A 15,397-nucleotide genomic window follows, 5' to 3' on the forward strand; every position below is an offset into this window, starting at 1 on the left:
TCTGCGCCGCAGTCCTATGGGGCGGGTTTAGCGCTGAGTAGACCCTCGAAGTGTGCACGCAGCTCGCGCGGCCTGAACGGCTTGGTCAGGTAAAGGTCCGCGCCGGCCGCCATGCCGTGCGTTTCGTCTCCGGTAGAAGCACGAGCGCTGATCACGACGATTCGTCCGGTAAAAGTGGAGCGAATCCTGCGGATGACTTCCAGTCCGTCAATATCAGGAAGACCAATGTCCACAGTCGCAAGCACGTAGTCCTCTCGTGCGGCCCAGGCGACGCCTTCTTCGCCGCTGGAGACTGTGTCCACCGTGAAGCCTGCCTGGCCCAGCACCATCTCGAGCAAGCGGCGTATATCGTCGTCGTCCTCGATGACTAGTGCTCGGCGCTCCTGTGGCATGCCCTGATCCCTCTCTCGCAGGCTAATTAGATGCCATCCTACGGCACCGTGTCCGCCAGCAAATCAGGCCTTTCTGATAGTGGTGGCGCGGCTTAGTCGAGATGGCCACCAGATACGCCGGTCCAGTTCCACGCACAGGGCGGGGACCTGCAGGGTGCGCACAATGAAGGTGTCGATAAAGACCCCGACAGCCACCAGGAACGCCAGCTGCACCATAAACATCAGTGGCAGGACCGCAAGGGCCATGAAGGTCACCGCCAGCACAATGCCCGCGCTGGTGATCACCCCTCCGGTGACGACTAAGGAACGCAGCACTCCCTCTTTCGCCCCATGTTCACCGGTTTCCTCCCGGGCGCGAGTCATAAGGAAGATGTTGTAGTCCACACCAAGGGCCACCAGGAACATGAAGCCGAAGAGCGGCACACTGGCGTCAGCCCCAGGGAAATCGAAAAGATGATTGAACACCAAGGCGGAGATTCCCAGGGCTGACAGGTAGGACAGCACAGTGGTGCTGATCAGGATCAGTGGCGTGATCACAGAGCGCAGCAACAGAATCAGGATGGCGGTAATAGCTATCAGCACCAGCGGGATGATGACCAAGAGATCGCGCTGAGCGGTGTCATTCGTATCCAGCTGGGTGGCCGTAGTGCCGCCTACAAGGGCTTGGCCGCTGAGCTCATTGAGATCCTCACGAAGCTGCCGAACAGTCTCTTCCGCCTCAAGCGAGTCACCCGCGGCGGTCAGGGTCGCAGAGATCTGCACGACGCCGTCGACGTCCCGGGCCTGACCCGGAGTTTCAGCCGGCGAGTTGCTCTCCCCGACCAAGTAAGCGGTTGCGACACCCTCAACCTCGGAGACGACCTCCAGGGCCTGCTCAGCCTCATCCGCTGGAACGAAGATGGTGCTGGGCGCACCGGTTCCGGCGTCGAAATGTTCCTCCAACAGCTCCTGGCCGGCGCGAGTGTCCGTTTCTCCCAGGACCAGATCCGACTGTGGAACGCCGTTGGCCTTCAGTTGGGTGACTCCTGCGGCGCTGACCAGCAGTAGGAGCGTCACCACGAGCCATACGGTACGCGGCCTACGCCGTACGACTCCTGCTGTACGGCGCCAGAAACGGTACTGCGAGGCTGATGTGTCGGTCTCCACATGGGGCACCTTCGGCCAGAAAGCGGGGCGACCGGTCAGCGCGAGCATGGCTGGCAGGAACGTGAGGGTGGCAGCCATGGCTAAGACAATGCCGGTGCTGGCCACCGGCCCCAGGGCTCGGTTCGAGTTCAGGTCGGAGAAGAGCAGACAGAGCAGGGCAACCGCCACCGTTCCGCCAGAAGCCAGGATCGGCGGCGCTGAACGGCGCACCGCCGTGCGCAGCGCAGCGAACCTGTCCTCAGCGCGCGCGAGCTCCTCGCGATAGCGGGCCACCAGCAGCAGGGAGTAGTCGGTGGCCGCGCCGATCACCAGAATGGACAGGATCCCCTGAACCTGCCCGTTGAGCTGGATCCAGCCCTGCTGAGCCATGAAGAAGACCACCGTGATGGCGGCGCAGAGCGCGCCCACCGAGGAAAGCAGTACCAGAATAGGCAGCAGCGCCGAACGGTAGACCACGATCAGAATGATGAAGACGGCGACGACGGCGACAAGCAGCAAGATCCCGTCGATACCCGCGAACGCATCGGAGAGGTCAGCTGACAGTGCCGCCGGGCCGGTGACATAGGCGGTCCATTCGGCATCATCAAATGATTCGCTGACCAGTTCGCGCAACGCCTGTAGCGCCTGGTCCTCGGTGGCATCTTCCTCAAGGAGCACCAGCACCTGCAAGGCCTGGCCGTCCTCGGAGGGCTGTGGAGGGATGACCTGGAGAACACCGGATAGTTCTGCCGCCTCGGCCACCATATTCTCGGCGGTGCTGAAGTCCTCAGGGGTCAGCTCCTCGCCCTCGGAGACGGCCACCACAGTGGCAGGTACGGCGTCCTGATCGCTAAAGCGCTCCTGCAGCTCCAGAGCCCGAGTGGACTCAGCCTCAGCGGGAAGGAAGGTGGCCTGATCGTTGGTGGTGACTTGAGAGAGGTTTCCGAAGGTCTGGCCGCCCCAGGCAGTCCATGCCAGCCAGATAATCGCCAGCACTGCGGGGATCAACAGGCGCAGACCCCGCGACTGTGACGGCGCATTCCTGGCCCTGCGCCGCTCTCGCCGTGTCTCAGGCGCTTCGCTGCGCTGGGTTTCCATAGTGTTCACGTGGGGTCGCTTTCTCGCTGTTCAGAGGAGAGCCGGGTGGCTAGCGTCTCGAGGAACCCGGCGATGGTGTGCAGATCTGTGCTGTCCATTGGCTCCATCAGTTCACGCATCGTGCTCAGATGACCGCCGAAGTGCTGAAAGAAGTGCGCGCGGGCTTTTGGCGTCAGGACGAGGATCCGTGAGCGACCGTCGCGGGGATGCGGGTGTCGCTCGGCGAAGCCTTGTGCCGCGAGTCTGTCGATGAGTGTGGTGACTGCAGCAGTGGAGACACCGAGGTGTTCGGCCAGCTCATGCGGACTCACATCCCGCTGCTGCTGCTCACGGATGGCCAACATGCGCAGGGCTTTGAGATCCGAGGCATTCATCTTCATCAGTCCGGTGAGGTCACTGTGCATGCGATCCAGGGCGTCATTGAGCAGTTGGATAGCTCGCAGAGTGCGCATCACGGCGGAAGGATCGGACATGTTTACGATAGTACAGATAGCTAGATTATTTAGCTATCTGGGTGAGGTGCCGGCTCCTTCTGCATAGACTCAAGATCATGCGCCGTGCCGATGAGACGATCACGTGGAAACCCCAGCGTATTGCGGTGGCAGGAACCAGCGGGGCTGGCAAAACCACATTGTGCACGGAGCTGGAGAAGATCACCGGCTTTCCGTGTGAAGAGCTTGACGGCCTCTACTGGGGTCCGGACTGGACGCCCAGAGAGACATTCGACGACGACGTCGAACGTTTCACTGCGCAGCCGCGCTGGATCATCGAACTGCAGTATCGGGCAGTCCGGCCGCTGATTGCTTCACGGGCGGACACCGTGTTGTGGCTGGACTATGCGACCCCGCTGAAGATGCAGCGGCTCATTCGGCGCACTCTGAGCCGGCGAATCCGGGGCACCGAACTGTGGAACGGAAATATCGAACAGCCGTTGTCCAGGATCTTTACCGATAGAGACCACATCATCCGCTGGGGCTGGAGGACGCGCAACAAACTCAAACCCGTAATCCCCACCCTGGAAGAGCGATTCGAGGGTCTGACTGTGGTGCGACTGCGCAGCCCACGGGAGACCAAGCGCTGGTTGCAGGCGCTCAGCGACTGCATGCAGCAGTAGACGCACAAGGGCCCGGCGCTCATTCCTCGCGGAACAAGATCGTCGGGCCCTTGTGCGGGAAGCAAGACGACTACTTCATCAGTGCTTCCGTGGCCTCAATGGCGGTATCGAAGCGGCTGGGCAGTACGCTGCTCCAGGCGTCCTTGAGCTCATCCAGTCCGATGCCGAAGCTGCCTCCCTCGAAGGGGCCGGTGACCTCTAGGCCGCCGGACTCGGCATCGACCACACCGATCCGTAGGGCAGCAAAACCACGGGCGCTGGTCATATCGGTGAAACGCAGCTCCTCTGAACGCGGCAGTGCCACCAGAGCCCGGGCCTGGGATTCGCTGAACAGTGCGGTAAAAGCGTCCACACCATCGCGTTCGCAGATCCCGTCTACAGCCACTCTCGCCCCGACCCCGAAGCGCAGCGACATCTCGGCCAGAGCCGCCGCCAGACCGCCCTCGGAGAGATCATGGGCGGAGTCGATCATGCCGTCACGTGAAGCATTGATGAGGATCTCACCCAGGGTCTTCTCCGCGGCGAGGTCCACCTTCGGGGGCAGACCGCCCAGGTGGCCGCGCATCCGCGCGAACTCTGAGCCATCGAGTTCATCACGGGTCACACCCAGCAGGTAGATGGCCTGGCCATCAGCCCAGCGCTGGAAACCGGAGGGGGTGCGGCGTCCGACGTCGTCGAATTTGCCCAGCACGCCCACCACCGGAGTCGGGTGAATAGCCCGGCCGGCGGTCTGGTTGTACAGCGAGACGTTACCGCCGGTCACCGGGACTCCCAGTTCCATGCAAGCATCGGCAAGCCCGCGCACGGACTCAGCGAACTGCCACATGATCTCAGGATCCTCCGGCGAGCCGAAGTTCAGGCAGTCGGAGACCGCCATCGGGATGGCTCCGGAAGTTGCCACATTGCGGTAGGACTCTGCCAGTGCCAGCTGCGCACCGGTGTAGGGATCCAGGTAGGCGTAGCGGCCGTTGCAGTCGGTGGACAGCGCCACGCCCAGGCCGGTCTCCTCGTCCACGCGGATCACCCCGGCGTCGTCGGGTACAGACAGCGCGGTATTACCGCCTACAAAGCGGTCGTACTGGTCGGTGATCCAGGAGGCATCAGCCATATTCGGCTGAGCCATCAATTCGACGACGGCGCTGCCCAGCTCTTCTGCGGTGGCGGGAAGATCCTGTGCGGCGGGGGAGGTGCGGAAAGCATCGGCCTGCAGCTCGTCCTGCCACGCGGGACGGTGATACGGGCGCTCGTAGACCGGTCCGTCATGAGCCACGGTGCGCGGGTCGACATCAACGATGGTCTCACCGTTCCACTCGATGATCAGCCGGCCGGTGTCAGTCACCTCGCCCAGCCAGGAGTACTCCACGCCCCATTTGCCCATCACGGCCTCGAAGGCCTCGACGTTCTGCGGAGTCACCACAGCCATCATGCGTTCCTGGGATTCCGACATCAGGATCTCACCCGGAGTCAGAGTGGGATCGCGCAGCAGCACATTGGTCAGCTCCACGTGCATGCCGCCCTCACCATTGGAGGCCAGTTCTGAGGTCGCGCAGGAAATACCGGCGGCGCCGAGGTCCTGAATGCCCTCGACGAGCTCATTCTTGAACAGCTCCAGGCAGCACTCGATGAGCACCTTCTCTGCGAAGGGGTCGCCCACCTGCACAGCGGGACGCTTGGAAGGCTTGGAATCATCGAAGGACTCCGAAGCCAACACAGAGGCACCGCCGATGCCGTCGCCACCGGTACGTGCACCGAAGAGCACCACCTTGTTGCCCACACCGGAAGCGTTGGCCAGGCGGATGTCCTCGTGGCGCATCACCCCTACAGCCAGTGCGTTGACCAGCGGGTTGTCCTGGTAGACGGAGTCGAAGACCACTTCACCGCCGACGTTGGGCAGCCCCAGGGAGTTGCCGTAGCCGCCGATTCCGGAGACCACTCCGGGCAGCACGCGCTTAGTGTCTGGGTGATCGATATCGCCGAAGCGCAGCGGATCCATCACACCCACCGGGCGGGCGCCCATGGAGATGATGTCGCGAACAATGCCGCCGATGCCGGTGGCCGCACCCTGGTAGGGCTCCACGAAGGAGGGATGGTTGTGGGACTCGATCTTGAAGGTCACCGCCCAACCATCGCCGAGGTTGGTGACACCGGCGTTCTCGCCGATGCCCACCATCAGGTCCTTCTTCATCTCCTCGGTAACCTTCTCGCCGAACTGGCGCAGATGGACCTTGGAGGACTTGTAACTGCAGTGCTCGGACCACATCACCGAGTACATCGCCAGTTCCGCGGCGGTAGGGCGGCGGCCCAGGATGTCCACGATCCGGTGGAACTCATCCTCTTTCAGGCCGAGCTCAGCCCAGGGGAGTTCGGTCTCCGGGGTGGTCGCAGCGTTGGCCACGGTGTCGATGTTGAACTGGGTCTGGTGCACCGGCACCTCTGCGGCGGTGGGCTGCTCGGACGCATTTTCGGTCATTTAGTTGCTCCTGCCAGGGACGAGATGACGGAGGTGAACAGGGTTAGTCCGTCGGTGCCGTTGCGCATACCGGTGGTGTCGTCCGGTCCGTAGCCAGCTTCTACGGCATGCTCCGGATGCGGCATCAGGCCCACCACATTGCCGACCTCATTGGTGATCCCGGCAATGTCATTGCGGGAACCGTTGGGGTTGCCGCCTACATAGCGGAACACCACGCGGCCCTCGTCCTCGAGTCGGGCGAGAGTGGCGTCGTCGGCCACATACTGGCCGTCCTGGTTCTTCAGCGGGATCGCGATGATCTCATCATCGGTGAACTGGCTGGTCCAGGCGGTCTGATTATTCTCCACGCGCAGTGCCTGGTCGCGGCAGATGAACTTCAGATGGTTGTTCTTGATCATCGAACCGGGCAGCAGATGCGCTTCGGTGAGGATCTGGAACCCATTGCAGATACCGAGGACGGGCAGAGCAGCCGCAGATGTGTCCTTGGCCTGAGCTTCTTTGACGATGGTGTCCATCACCGGGGCGAAGCGGGCAATGGCGCCAGCGCGCAGATAATCTCCGTAGGAGAATCCGCCGGGCAGCACCACAGCGTCCACTCCGTGTAGGGACTGGTCTGCGTGCCACAGTGCAACGGGGGTGCCGCCGCCGAGGCGAACCGCGCGGGCGGCGTCGCGGTCATCGAGTGTTCCGGGGAAGGTCACCACGCCGATACGCGCACCATCCAGCGGGGATTGAGCAGGTGCGGCGGTGAAATCGCCAATCAGAGGGGTGTCCACGCTCACGCGGCGTCACCCTCGTCATCAACTCGCACAGCCACCACGTCTTCAATCACCGGGTTGGAGAGCATCTCCGCGGCGGCCTTGCGGGCCTGCTGGAGGATCTCCTCGGTGACCTCGCCGTCGACTGTCAGCTCAAACCGCTTACCCTGGCGGACGCCGGAGAATTCGGTGAATCCCAGGTGGGGGAGTGCGTTGACGATTGCTTTGCCCTGCGGGTCGAGGATCTCAGGTTTGGGCATGACCTCGACAATAATGCGCGGCATCGATTCTCCTGCGTTTAAGTAGATGCGGTGATCTGCCCGCTGGAGTGCCGTCTCACGCTCGAGTCCGAGCGCTCCGCGAGCTTGCCCATCAAGTCTACCCGTGATGCGCAGGCCCGCAGGGCCGGTGACCTCCGCCACGTCGGGAACAGTTGGCGTCGTCGTCGTGTTCTTTCAAATTGGAAAGACCTTGACCGTCAGCCATACCGATCCAGATGAGGGGACACGCTCATGCCGCAGCCACTGACTATAGGGATTCTCGGCGCCGGTCGTGTAGGCACTGCCGTGGGCCGGCAGGCCGTGCGCGCCGGGCACACCGTGAAGATCGCGACGAGTCGGCCTGCTGAGGAAATCAAGCTGCTGACCGAGGTGATCGTCCCCGGTGCCACCGCCGTCAACCGGGACGAGCTGCGCGGATCCGACATCATCGTCCTGGCAGTGCCGCTGCACAAATACCGCTCCATTGACGCCAGCGTGCTCCAGGGTCACGTGGTCATCGACACCATGAACTACTGGGCTCCGGTGGATGGGATCATGGAGGAGTTCGAGACCGGCCGCTCCACCAGTGAAGTCATTGCTGACTTCCTCGGCGATGTACGCCTGGTCAAGACACTGAACCACATCGGCTACGGGGACCTCGAGGTTGATTCCTACCCCGCCGGTGACACCAAGCGCCGCGCCCTGGCTGTGGCCTCTGATGACGAGGCCGCCAAGCAGCTTGTGGCTGAGTTCGTTGACTCCCTGGGCTACGACGCCGTGGACGCAGGACCGCTCAGTGCAGGGAGGACCTATGAAAACGGCACGGAGATCTTCAACGGCCGGCATACCGCCGAGCAGATGCGCGCGCTGCTGGACCAGTGCCAGCAGGTACTCACCGGTGCCAGCGCCTGATCCTCAGGGGTCTATGCCGGCAGTGCCTCGAGGTGGTCCAGGGCCGAGAGAATCTTGCCGCGCAGCACCTGCGCTTCTTCACTGAAGGACTTTTGGGTCCGGGCATACTCTGCTCGCCCTGAGGGCTCCTCAATACGGACCGGCTCATAGCCCCAGGCCCGCAGATCATAAGGTGAGGCCCGCATATCCAGTTCTCGGATGCGCCAGGCTAGGTCGAAACACTCGAGCAGCAGATCACTGCTGATGGCAGGGGTGAGCTTGTACGCCCATTTGTACAGGTCCATATTCGCGTGAAGGCAGCCCGGCTGTTCCATCTGGACCTGGGTCTCGCGGGTGGGCTGCTGGGCGTTCAGCGGCTTGGCTGACGGGGTGTAGAACCGGAATGCGTCAAAATGAGTGCACTTGATGCTCAGAGATTCCACGAGATCGTCGGTGCCGGCTGCACCTAATCGCAGCGGTACCTCATCGTGGCGCTGACCGTGCTTCTGCGATTGATAGACCATGGCCCACTCATGCAGCCCGAAACAGCCTAATTGGGCTGGCTTCGCGGCAGTGGTGCCGAGCAGCCGCCGCGCAAAATCAATCATCTCCGCCCGTTCTTCGCGAAAGCGGGCGACGTCGACCGTAGCCCCACCGGCTGGCGTTCCGTCATCAACGGTGGTGTAGAACTTCCAGGTTGCCTGCTCAGAGCTGCCAGCTTCTGCAAGCACTACGCCTGCGCCAGGATGCCAGCGAGAGAGTTGGCCCGGGGTATGTGAGTAATAGGTGAACAGAAAATCTTCCACCGGGTGTTTCTTGCCAGCCTGCCTGCGCTGAAGGAAGCCCTCAGCAAAGCGAGCGACGGCGCGCTGGTGGTCGATCGCACGCGCGCGGTGCTGTTCCCTGGAGAGCTCAGTGAAGGACATTGTCTGTGTGACCATAGGCAACTTCTAAGGATACAGAGCCGTATCACTAGGCAATGTTCAGGCAGCAGTTTCTAGCCGCAGAACTGCTGACTGCTGGCTGAAAGTTCGCTACACTGATGGGCAACTCGCACCAGACACTTAGGGCGCAGGATCCTCACGGAACCTGCGCCCTAAGGTTTTCTAGCTTCCGGCCGAGCGGTTCAGCGTCCGGTGCCTGCGTAGACGGTGGCCTCTTCGTCGGCGTCGAGTCCAAAGGCTGTGTGGATGGCCTGTACTGCCTTATCCAGAAGCTCCACATCAGTAATGACCGAGACACGGATCTCCGAGGTGGAGATCAATCCGATGTTGATTCCGGCATCCCGCAGGGCGCTGAAGAAGCGCGCGGAGACGCCTGGATGATTGCGCATTCCACCTCCGACCAGGGAGACCTTGCCCACGCGCGGAACGAAGTCCAGGTCCTTGAATCCGATGCTCTCCTGGTGCTGGGTCAGAATGTCCTGAGCCTTGGGCCCATCGGCGCCCGGGAGGGTGAAGGAGATGTTGGTGGTCTTGGTCTCCATGGACACGTCCTGGACGATCATGTCGATGTTGATACCGGCCTCAGCGATCAGGTTGAAGATCTCTGCCGCCTTGCCGGGCACATCGGGGACACCGGTGATGGTCAGTTTTCCTTCGGAGGCATCGTGAGCGACGCCGGAGATGATGGGCTGTTCCAAGGGTTCACCTTCCTGGAGGGTGACTTTGTCTTTTTCATCTGGGATAACCCAGGTGCCTTCCTTTTGGCTGAAGCTGGAGCGTACATGGAGCTTCACTCCGAAGCGGCGGGCATACTCCACACTTCGCAGGTGCAGGACCTTTGATCCGGCAGCGGCCATTTCCAGCATGTCCTCGCTGGAGATCACATCGATTTTCCGCGCAGTCTTGACCACCCGCGGATCGGCGGTGAAGACCCCGTCAACATCGGTGTAGATCTCACAGACATCGGCCTTCAGCGCAGCAGCCAGAGCCACTGCCGTGGTGTCAGAACCGCCACGGCCCATAGTGGTGATGTCCTTGGATTCCCGGCTCATCCCCTGGAACCCGGCGACAATGCTCACATGGCCGGCATCGACCGCTTCCTGCACGCGCTGCGGGGAGACCTCGATGATGCGGGCCTTGCCGTGGATGGCATCGGTGATCATGCCGGCCTGGGAACCGGTAAAGGACTGGGCGGATTCTCCGAGCTCATGGATGGCCATAGCCAGCAGCGCCATGGACATACGTTCTCCTGAGGAGAGCAGAATATCCATTTCACGCAGCGGAGGATTGCCGGAGATATCGGCGGCCAGATCAAGGAGATCATCGGTGGTGTCTCCCATTGCGGAGACCACGACCACCACCTGGTTGCCGGCCTTTTTTGTCTCGACGATCCGCCGTGCCACGCGTTTGATGCTCTGGGCATCCTGGACAGAGGATCCGCCGTACTTCTGGACGATCAGGCTCATAGGTGTAGTTCTCACTCCCGGTGAGTGTATGAATCAGGTTGGTTCATCACAGTCTATGGGCGCTTTCTCAGAAGCCGCAGGGCCGGTTGACTTCGTCTCACGCTTTGGCCTATCCCGCGCGCGGTTTACCAGATTCAGCTGACGCTGCGGCGACCCTCAAAGGCCCGGCCGAGAGTGACGTCGTCAGCGTATTCCAAATCTCCGCCTACGGGCAGGCCTGAGGCCAGTCGGGTGATGTTCATGCCTAACGACCCCAGCATGCGCACCAAGTACGTAGCGGTTGCTTCGCCCTCCAAGTTGGGATCGGTGGCGATGATGACCTCCTGGATGGTCTCATCAGAGAGCCGATTCAGCAGTTCGCGAATATGCAGCTGGTCCGGACCGATGCCGGCAATGGGATTAATCGCGCCACCGAGGACGTGGTACCGGCCGCGGAAGGAGCGGGTGCGCTCGATGGCCATGACATCCTTGGACTCCTCCACCACGCAGATCACGGTGGCATCGCGACGGGTGTCCTGGCAGATCCGGCAGGTGGTCTCTTCCGAGACGTTGAAGCAGATCTCGCAGAACTTGACCTTTTCCTTGACTGTGCGGATTGCCTCAGCCAGTCGCTTCATATCTTCTGCGTCGGCCTCCAGGATGTGGAAAGCCACACGCTGAGCGGATTTTGGCCCGATGCCCGGCAGTCGGCCGAGTTCATCGATCAGGTCTTGTACAGCGCCCTCGTACACAGCGGGTCGGGTGCCTTTCAGGTGGGGTGAGGCCGCAGGGGAGTCCCCGCCGCAGCCGCTTCAGGACAGCGAGGAACAGTCTACTGGCGGGTGCTGACAGCGGCTGCCACGCGTGACCTTTAGGAGCCGTCCTCGTGGAGACTGCGTTCTTCCAGCAGCACACCGCCGAGGATTCGCTCGATGGCGCGGCGTCCGAAGACACCGGAATGCTCCAACTGGATATCGTCCTCACTGGGGATATCCTCTTCGGCCGTCGGTGGCGCGGCTTCAGCCCAGTCCGGAGGCGGTGAATTGTCGTACATCGGATCAGGCGGCTCGTAGCCGTAGGGGTCCGCGGGAGGCTCCGTTGCGGCGGGTCGCTTGGAGGCTAGCCGCTGCCTGATCTCCTGTGCGCGGCTGCCGGGCTGACCCGCCGAGCTTGCCGCTGTACCCGGGCCGGCAGCGCCACCAGCCGGAGCCGAAGGCCTTGGTTGCGCCGGGGCAACGGCCGGGGCTGCGCTGGCAGCAGCTGTGGTGCCGTTCCGGCGCGCAAATGCCGGGATAGGAGGCTTAGGCGGTTTTTGCGCGGCATCCCGGTCAGTAGCTGTCGACGTAGCGTGAGGCTGTTCAGCTGCGACGGCTGGACCCCGGTGATCAACTGTTGGCGGAGTCGTCGCGGAGGGTGCGTGATCCAGCGCGGGCGCTGGCGGGGAGGCCGGTGACACGACAGGCGAATGCGCCACCGGAGCGGAGTCGGGCTGAGCTGTATCAGGCCGGGCTGGCTGGGGACGAGCTGAATCAGGCAGGGCTGATTCGGGCTCAGCGGCGGCAGCCTGTGGAGCGCCCAGCTGACCGGTGTCTGTGGCCGGCGCTGAGGTGATGGGCTCAGGCCGGCCTTCAGCTTTTGGGGGTTCCCCACCGCCTGAGGGCGGAGCGCCTCCGGTGACCAGCTCGAAGCTGACCTGCATGCCCAGGATTTCCTGGATGGCTTCGTTGAGTGCTTGATCCCCGGCCCGGTTGGAGAAGGTGGCTCGGGCGCCGTCGTTGCTGAATCCCAGGGTCAGGGTCTTGCCGTCAAACCCGGCCACCGAGACATTGCCTTTGACCAGCATCCACAGCATGCGTGAGCGAGACTTCATGGCTTCGACGATGTCCGGCCACGCCCGCTTCATCATCTCCGCAGAGCCGCCGCTGGGAGCACTTGACGACGACGGCGCCCGGGTGTGTCCCGCAGGTGCCTGAGCGGGAGCGTCCTGGGCTGGAGAGTTCTGGCTTGGAGCGTTCTGGGTTTGGGCGCTCTGAGCGGGAGAGCCCTGGCGGAGAGCATGCTGGCTCGGCGAGCGCTGGGCTGCGGGAGCCTGTGTTCCAGAACTCGGTGCTCCAGGAGCCTGCGGCGGGGCTGCATGTCCCGCCGGTGCAGAGTCCCGCTCAGGGCGTGCTGGCGCATGAGCGGTGGGTTCAGCGTAGGAGTCTGACGTTGTCTCTGCGATGCGCTGCGAGGGCGCTGAATCCACCGGCACTGGGTCACCCCAGCTGACGCCGGGGGTTGCCCAGCCGTCGTCGCTACGAGGCGGGGTGGTCTCGGCTGGTGTCTCCGCAGATGCCCCAGCTGTGGGAGTGTCCGCGGGGGAGGGGGCCGGTCGCTGGGTCGGCTTGGGTTCCTGGACCGGCTTGGGTGCCTGGGCCGGTTTGGGTGGCTGAGCCGGTCTAGGTGTTTGGGCCGGGGTGGTTGTTTGGGTCGGTTCAGGCGCTTGGGCCAGCTCGGACGGTGCTTCCGAGGCCGGGGTGACGCCGGCGCCGGAGGTGAAGTCCATGCGGCGCTCCAGGCGCTCCAGCCGGGCAGCCAGGCTTGAGTGGCCCTGCTCGGCATGAGGCAGCAGCAGTCGGGCCATCAGCAGTTCCAGATGCAGCCGAGGGGAGGTGGCACCGACCATTTCCGTCAGCGCTGTAGCGGTAATGTCTGCAGCCCTGGAGAGTTCAGCAGGGCTGAGCGTCTGGGCCTGGGCCTGCATAGTGCGGATCTGGTCTTCAGGGACTCCACGCAGAATGGCCGCAGGATTCTCCGGCACTGAACTGACGATGATGAGATCACGCAGCCGTTCCAGCAGATCCTCTACAAATCGCCGCGGATCCTGCCCCGACTGCACCACACGGTCCACTACTGAGAAGGCCTGGGCGCCGTCGAGGGCTGCCACCGCCTCCACCACATCATCGAGCAGCGCGCTATGCGTGAAGCCCAGCAGCGCCACAGCACGGTCATAGTCGATGCCGCCGGTGTCGGAACCGGCAATCAGCTGGTCCAGCACCGAAAGAGTGTCTCGGACGGAGCCGCCACCGGCGCGCAGCACCAGCTGCAGCACACCCGGGGCCACAGGAACGTTCTCCGCAGCGCAGAGCCTTTCCAGATAATCCAGCAGCGGCTCCGGGGGAACCAGCCGGAAAGGATAGTGATGGGTGCGGGAACGGATAGTGCCGATGACCTTATCCGGTTCCGTGGTGGCGAAGATGAACTTGATGTGTTCGGGGGGTTCCTCAACGATCTTCAGCAGCGCGTTGAAGCCAGCCGCGGTGACCATATGAGCCTCATCGATGATGAAGATCTTGTAGCGGTCCCGCACCGGGGCGAACGTGGCCCGCTCGCGCAGGTCACGGGCGTCGTCGACACCGCCGTGGCTGGCGGCGTCGATTTCAATGACATCCAGGGAGCCCGGCCCGCCGGTGGCCAGCTCGCGGCAGGACTCACACTGACCGCATGGAGACCCGGTGGGGCCCTGGGCGCAGTTCAGGCAGCGCGCCAGAATACGGGCTGAGGTGGTCTTGCCGCAGCCGCGCGGACCGGAGAAGAGATAAGCATGGGAGACCGCATCCTTGCCCAGCGCAGTCACCAGCGGTCCGGTGACATGCTCCTGCCCAATGACGTCAGCGAACGTATCCGGGCGGTAGCGGCGATAAAGGGCGGTACTCACGCAGTAGACCTTACCGTGGGCATCAGACAACTGTCCTTCGCGGCTGATCCTCTGGCTGAAGATTAGTGCTGGGTCTGTTGCGAGCCGCCCAGTGCAGCCCGGTTGTGCAGCCGCGCAGCGACCCGCTGATGGTGCGGGAAGACATAGAGCCATGCAGTCCATGGGCGCAGCCGCACCATGAGCAGCGTCAGCGCCATACCGAAGACCGTGCACATGGAGACATACAGTGCCGGATCCGCATCCAGGTGCCGCATCAGCCGGTGAATCAGGATCACCAGCGGAAAATGCGTGACATAGATGACAATCGAATTGCGCCCAGCCCATTCCAGGATCTGCGTGAAGTTCCCGCGCGGCACCCGGGGAGCGATCCACAGCAGTACAGCGATCCCGAGTATCGCCGTCAAAGCTGAGAAGGGAGTGCCCAGCCGGAAGCTGCGGTCATCAAGTCCCAGATTTGCCAGTACGACGGCGACTGCCCCCAGTCCCACCACAATGCTCACCGGGGCGTTCACCCACTTCACCACAAGCCTGGCGCAGGCGGCGCCGAGGAAGAAGAACGCCCCGTAGTAGAGGGTGCGGTTGACCAGGGACTGGCTGATCTCGCTGTGATAGCGCAGCAGAATCATCGCCACGAAGAGCCCGGTGCACAGCAGGCTCATGACCACCGGACGCGACGCTACCGGCTTCAGCAGCATGGCCGTGCCGTAGCAGGCGCACAGCGCTAGTAGGAACCACAGATAGTCACCGGTTCGCCAGTACACAGGATCTGTGGGCCCGCCGTGGTAGATCAGGAAACCGAAGAGCAGCATCCACACCACCGCAGGCCAGACGATGGCCGCGAACTTCCCCCAGGCATACTGCGGCAGTGTCTTCCCTAGGGCTCGGGGCAGCAGCATGCCGGAGAGGAACATCAGCATCGGCATCCGGAACGGTTCCAGATACAGGTGCAGGCGGGACCACTCATCCACACCCTTGCCATTGGTCATGGGGATGTCCGCTGCGTGCATGACCACCACCAGCAGGACCGCCACTCCGCGCAACATGTCCATCCACCCCATGCGCGCAGCAGGGGTGCTGACCGGCGCTGAAGAAGGAGTGGTGGCGGCAAGCATTCCTCCCACTTTACCGAAAAACCGCACAATACCGCTGCTCCTGCCGGAAGCGCAGACTGCTCGGGACCAAAGAAGTCCGTGACCGCCGTTA

Annotated in this window: 13 protein-coding genes; 2 read left to right on the forward strand and 11 right to left on the reverse strand. The window is 62.9% G+C overall.

Going from position 1 to position 15,397, the window contains the following annotated elements:
- Window positions 1-14: 14 nt before the first annotated feature.
- The 3 genes from ABEA23_RS08435 to ABEA23_RS08445 all read right to left on the reverse strand — a co-directional run bounded on the left by ABEA23_RS08435 (window position 15) and on the right by ABEA23_RS08445 (window position 3,088).
- Window positions 15-392, reverse strand: coding sequence for a response regulator transcription factor (locus tag ABEA23_RS08435; RefSeq protein ID WP_345477612.1), 378 nt, complete (start codon window positions 390-392; stop codon window positions 15-17).
- 63 nt (window positions 393-455) lie between these two features.
- Complete coding sequence (locus ABEA23_RS08440) at window positions 456-2,615, reverse strand: MMPL family transporter (protein WP_345478650.1); 2,160 nt, start codon at window positions 2,613-2,615, stop codon at window positions 456-458.
- Window positions 2,616-2,620: 5 nt separating this feature from the next.
- Window positions 2,621-3,088: a MarR family winged helix-turn-helix transcriptional regulator gene (locus ABEA23_RS08445; protein WP_345477613.1), complete on the reverse strand. Its 468-nt coding sequence runs from the start codon at window positions 3,086-3,088 to the stop codon at window positions 2,621-2,623.
- A 77-nt stretch (window positions 3,089-3,165) separates the two neighbouring features.
- Between ABEA23_RS08445 and ABEA23_RS08450 the strand changes: the two genes are divergently transcribed.
- Entirely contained in the window at window positions 3,166-3,729 is a 564-nt protein-coding gene (locus ABEA23_RS08450; RefSeq protein WP_345477614.1) for a P-loop NTPase family protein, read from the forward strand.
- 70 nt (window positions 3,730-3,799) lie between these two features.
- Here ABEA23_RS08450 and purL read toward each other — a convergent pair whose 3' ends face one another.
- Genes purL through purS form a run of 3 tightly spaced genes read right to left on the reverse strand, consistent with a single transcriptional unit; the run spans window position 3,800 to window position 7,241 of the window.
- Window positions 3,800-6,199, reverse strand: a complete 2,400-nt coding sequence (gene purL, locus ABEA23_RS08455; protein ID WP_345477615.1) for a phosphoribosylformylglycinamidine synthase subunit PurL — start codon at window positions 6,197-6,199, stop codon at window positions 3,800-3,802.
- A complete protein-coding gene (gene purQ, locus ABEA23_RS08460) occupies window positions 6,196-6,981 on the reverse strand; it encodes a phosphoribosylformylglycinamidine synthase subunit PurQ (protein ID WP_345477616.1) in 786 nt (261 codons plus the stop codon). Before purQ ends, purL begins: the two co-directional genes overlap by 4 nt.
- Window positions 6,978-7,241, reverse strand: a complete 264-nt coding sequence (purS, locus tag ABEA23_RS08465) for a phosphoribosylformylglycinamidine synthase subunit PurS (RefSeq protein WP_044493635.1) — start codon at window positions 7,239-7,241, stop codon at window positions 6,978-6,980. The genes purQ and purS overlap by 4 nt, the downstream gene beginning before the upstream one ends.
- 228 nt (window positions 7,242-7,469) lie before the next feature.
- On the opposite strand from purS, the gene ABEA23_RS08470 reads away from it, so the two are divergent.
- Window positions 7,470-8,129, forward strand: coding sequence for an NADPH-dependent F420 reductase (locus ABEA23_RS08470; protein WP_345477618.1), 660 nt, complete (start codon window positions 7,470-7,472; stop codon window positions 8,127-8,129).
- An 11-nt stretch (window positions 8,130-8,140) separates the two neighbouring features.
- Here ABEA23_RS08470 and ABEA23_RS08475 read toward each other — a convergent pair whose 3' ends face one another.
- The 5 genes from ABEA23_RS08475 to ABEA23_RS08495 form a co-directional block, all read right to left on the reverse strand.
- Complete coding sequence (locus ABEA23_RS08475; protein WP_345477619.1) at window positions 8,141-9,049, reverse strand: 3-methyladenine DNA glycosylase; 909 nt, start codon at window positions 9,047-9,049, stop codon at window positions 8,141-8,143.
- Window positions 9,050-9,234: 185 nt separating this feature from the next.
- Window positions 9,235-10,518 carry an aspartate kinase gene (locus ABEA23_RS08480; RefSeq protein ID WP_345478651.1) on the reverse strand — a complete coding sequence of 428 codons (1,284 nt, stop codon included), beginning with the start codon at window positions 10,516-10,518 and terminating at the stop codon, window positions 9,235-9,237.
- A gap of 134 nt (window positions 10,519-10,652) precedes the next feature.
- On the reverse strand, window positions 10,653-11,249 hold the full coding sequence (gene recR, locus ABEA23_RS08485; RefSeq protein ID WP_345477620.1) for a recombination mediator RecR: 597 nt from the start codon (window positions 11,247-11,249) through the stop codon (window positions 10,653-10,655).
- Between the two features lie 119 nt (window positions 11,250-11,368).
- Complete coding sequence (locus ABEA23_RS08490) at window positions 11,369-14,194, reverse strand: DNA polymerase III subunit gamma and tau (RefSeq protein ID WP_345477621.1); 2,826 nt, start codon at window positions 14,192-14,194, stop codon at window positions 11,369-11,371.
- A gap of 62 nt (window positions 14,195-14,256) precedes the next feature.
- Window positions 14,257-15,306 (reverse strand): acyltransferase family protein, encoded by a 1,050-nt coding sequence (locus tag ABEA23_RS08495; protein ID WP_345477622.1) that lies wholly within the window; start codon window positions 15,304-15,306, stop codon window positions 14,257-14,259.
- Between the last annotated feature and the right edge of the window lie 91 nt (window positions 15,307-15,397).

Source organism: Nesterenkonia rhizosphaerae (genome assembly GCF_039544555.1).
Classification (GTDB): domain Bacteria; phylum Actinomycetota; class Actinomycetes; order Actinomycetales; family Micrococcaceae; genus Nesterenkonia; species Nesterenkonia rhizosphaerae.

Coding starts and splice junctions, on each gene's coding strand:
- ABEA23_RS08435 (WP_345477612.1), bottom strand. CDS start 392: ATGCCACAGGAGCGCCGAGCACTAGTCATCGAGGACGACGACGATATA.
- ABEA23_RS08440 (WP_345478650.1), bottom strand. CDS start 2,615: ATGGAAACCCAGCGCAGCGAAGCGCCTGAGACACGGCGAGAGCGGCGC.
- ABEA23_RS08445 (WP_345477613.1), bottom strand. CDS start 3,088: ATGTCCGATCCTTCCGCCGTGATGCGCACTCTGCGAGCTATCCAACTG.
- ABEA23_RS08450 (WP_345477614.1), top strand. CDS start 3,166: ATGCGCCGTGCCGATGAGACGATCACGTGGAAACCCCAGCGTATTGCG.
- purL (WP_345477615.1), bottom strand. CDS start 6,199: ATGACCGAAAATGCGTCCGAGCAGCCCACCGCCGCAGAGGTGCCGGTG.
- purS (WP_044493635.1), bottom strand. CDS start 7,241: ATGCCGCGCATTATTGTCGAGGTCATGCCCAAACCTGAGATCCTCGAC.
- ABEA23_RS08470 (WP_345477618.1), top strand. CDS start 7,470: ATGCCGCAGCCACTGACTATAGGGATTCTCGGCGCCGGTCGTGTAGGC.
- ABEA23_RS08475 (WP_345477619.1), bottom strand. CDS start 9,049: ATGGTCACACAGACAATGTCCTTCACTGAGCTCTCCAGGGAACAGCAC.
- ABEA23_RS08480 (WP_345478651.1), bottom strand. CDS start 10,518: ATGAGCCTGATCGTCCAGAAGTACGGCGGATCCTCTGTCCAGGATGCC.
- ABEA23_RS08495 (WP_345477622.1), bottom strand. CDS start 15,306: ATGCTTGCCGCCACCACTCCTTCTTCAGCGCCGGTCAGCACCCCTGCT.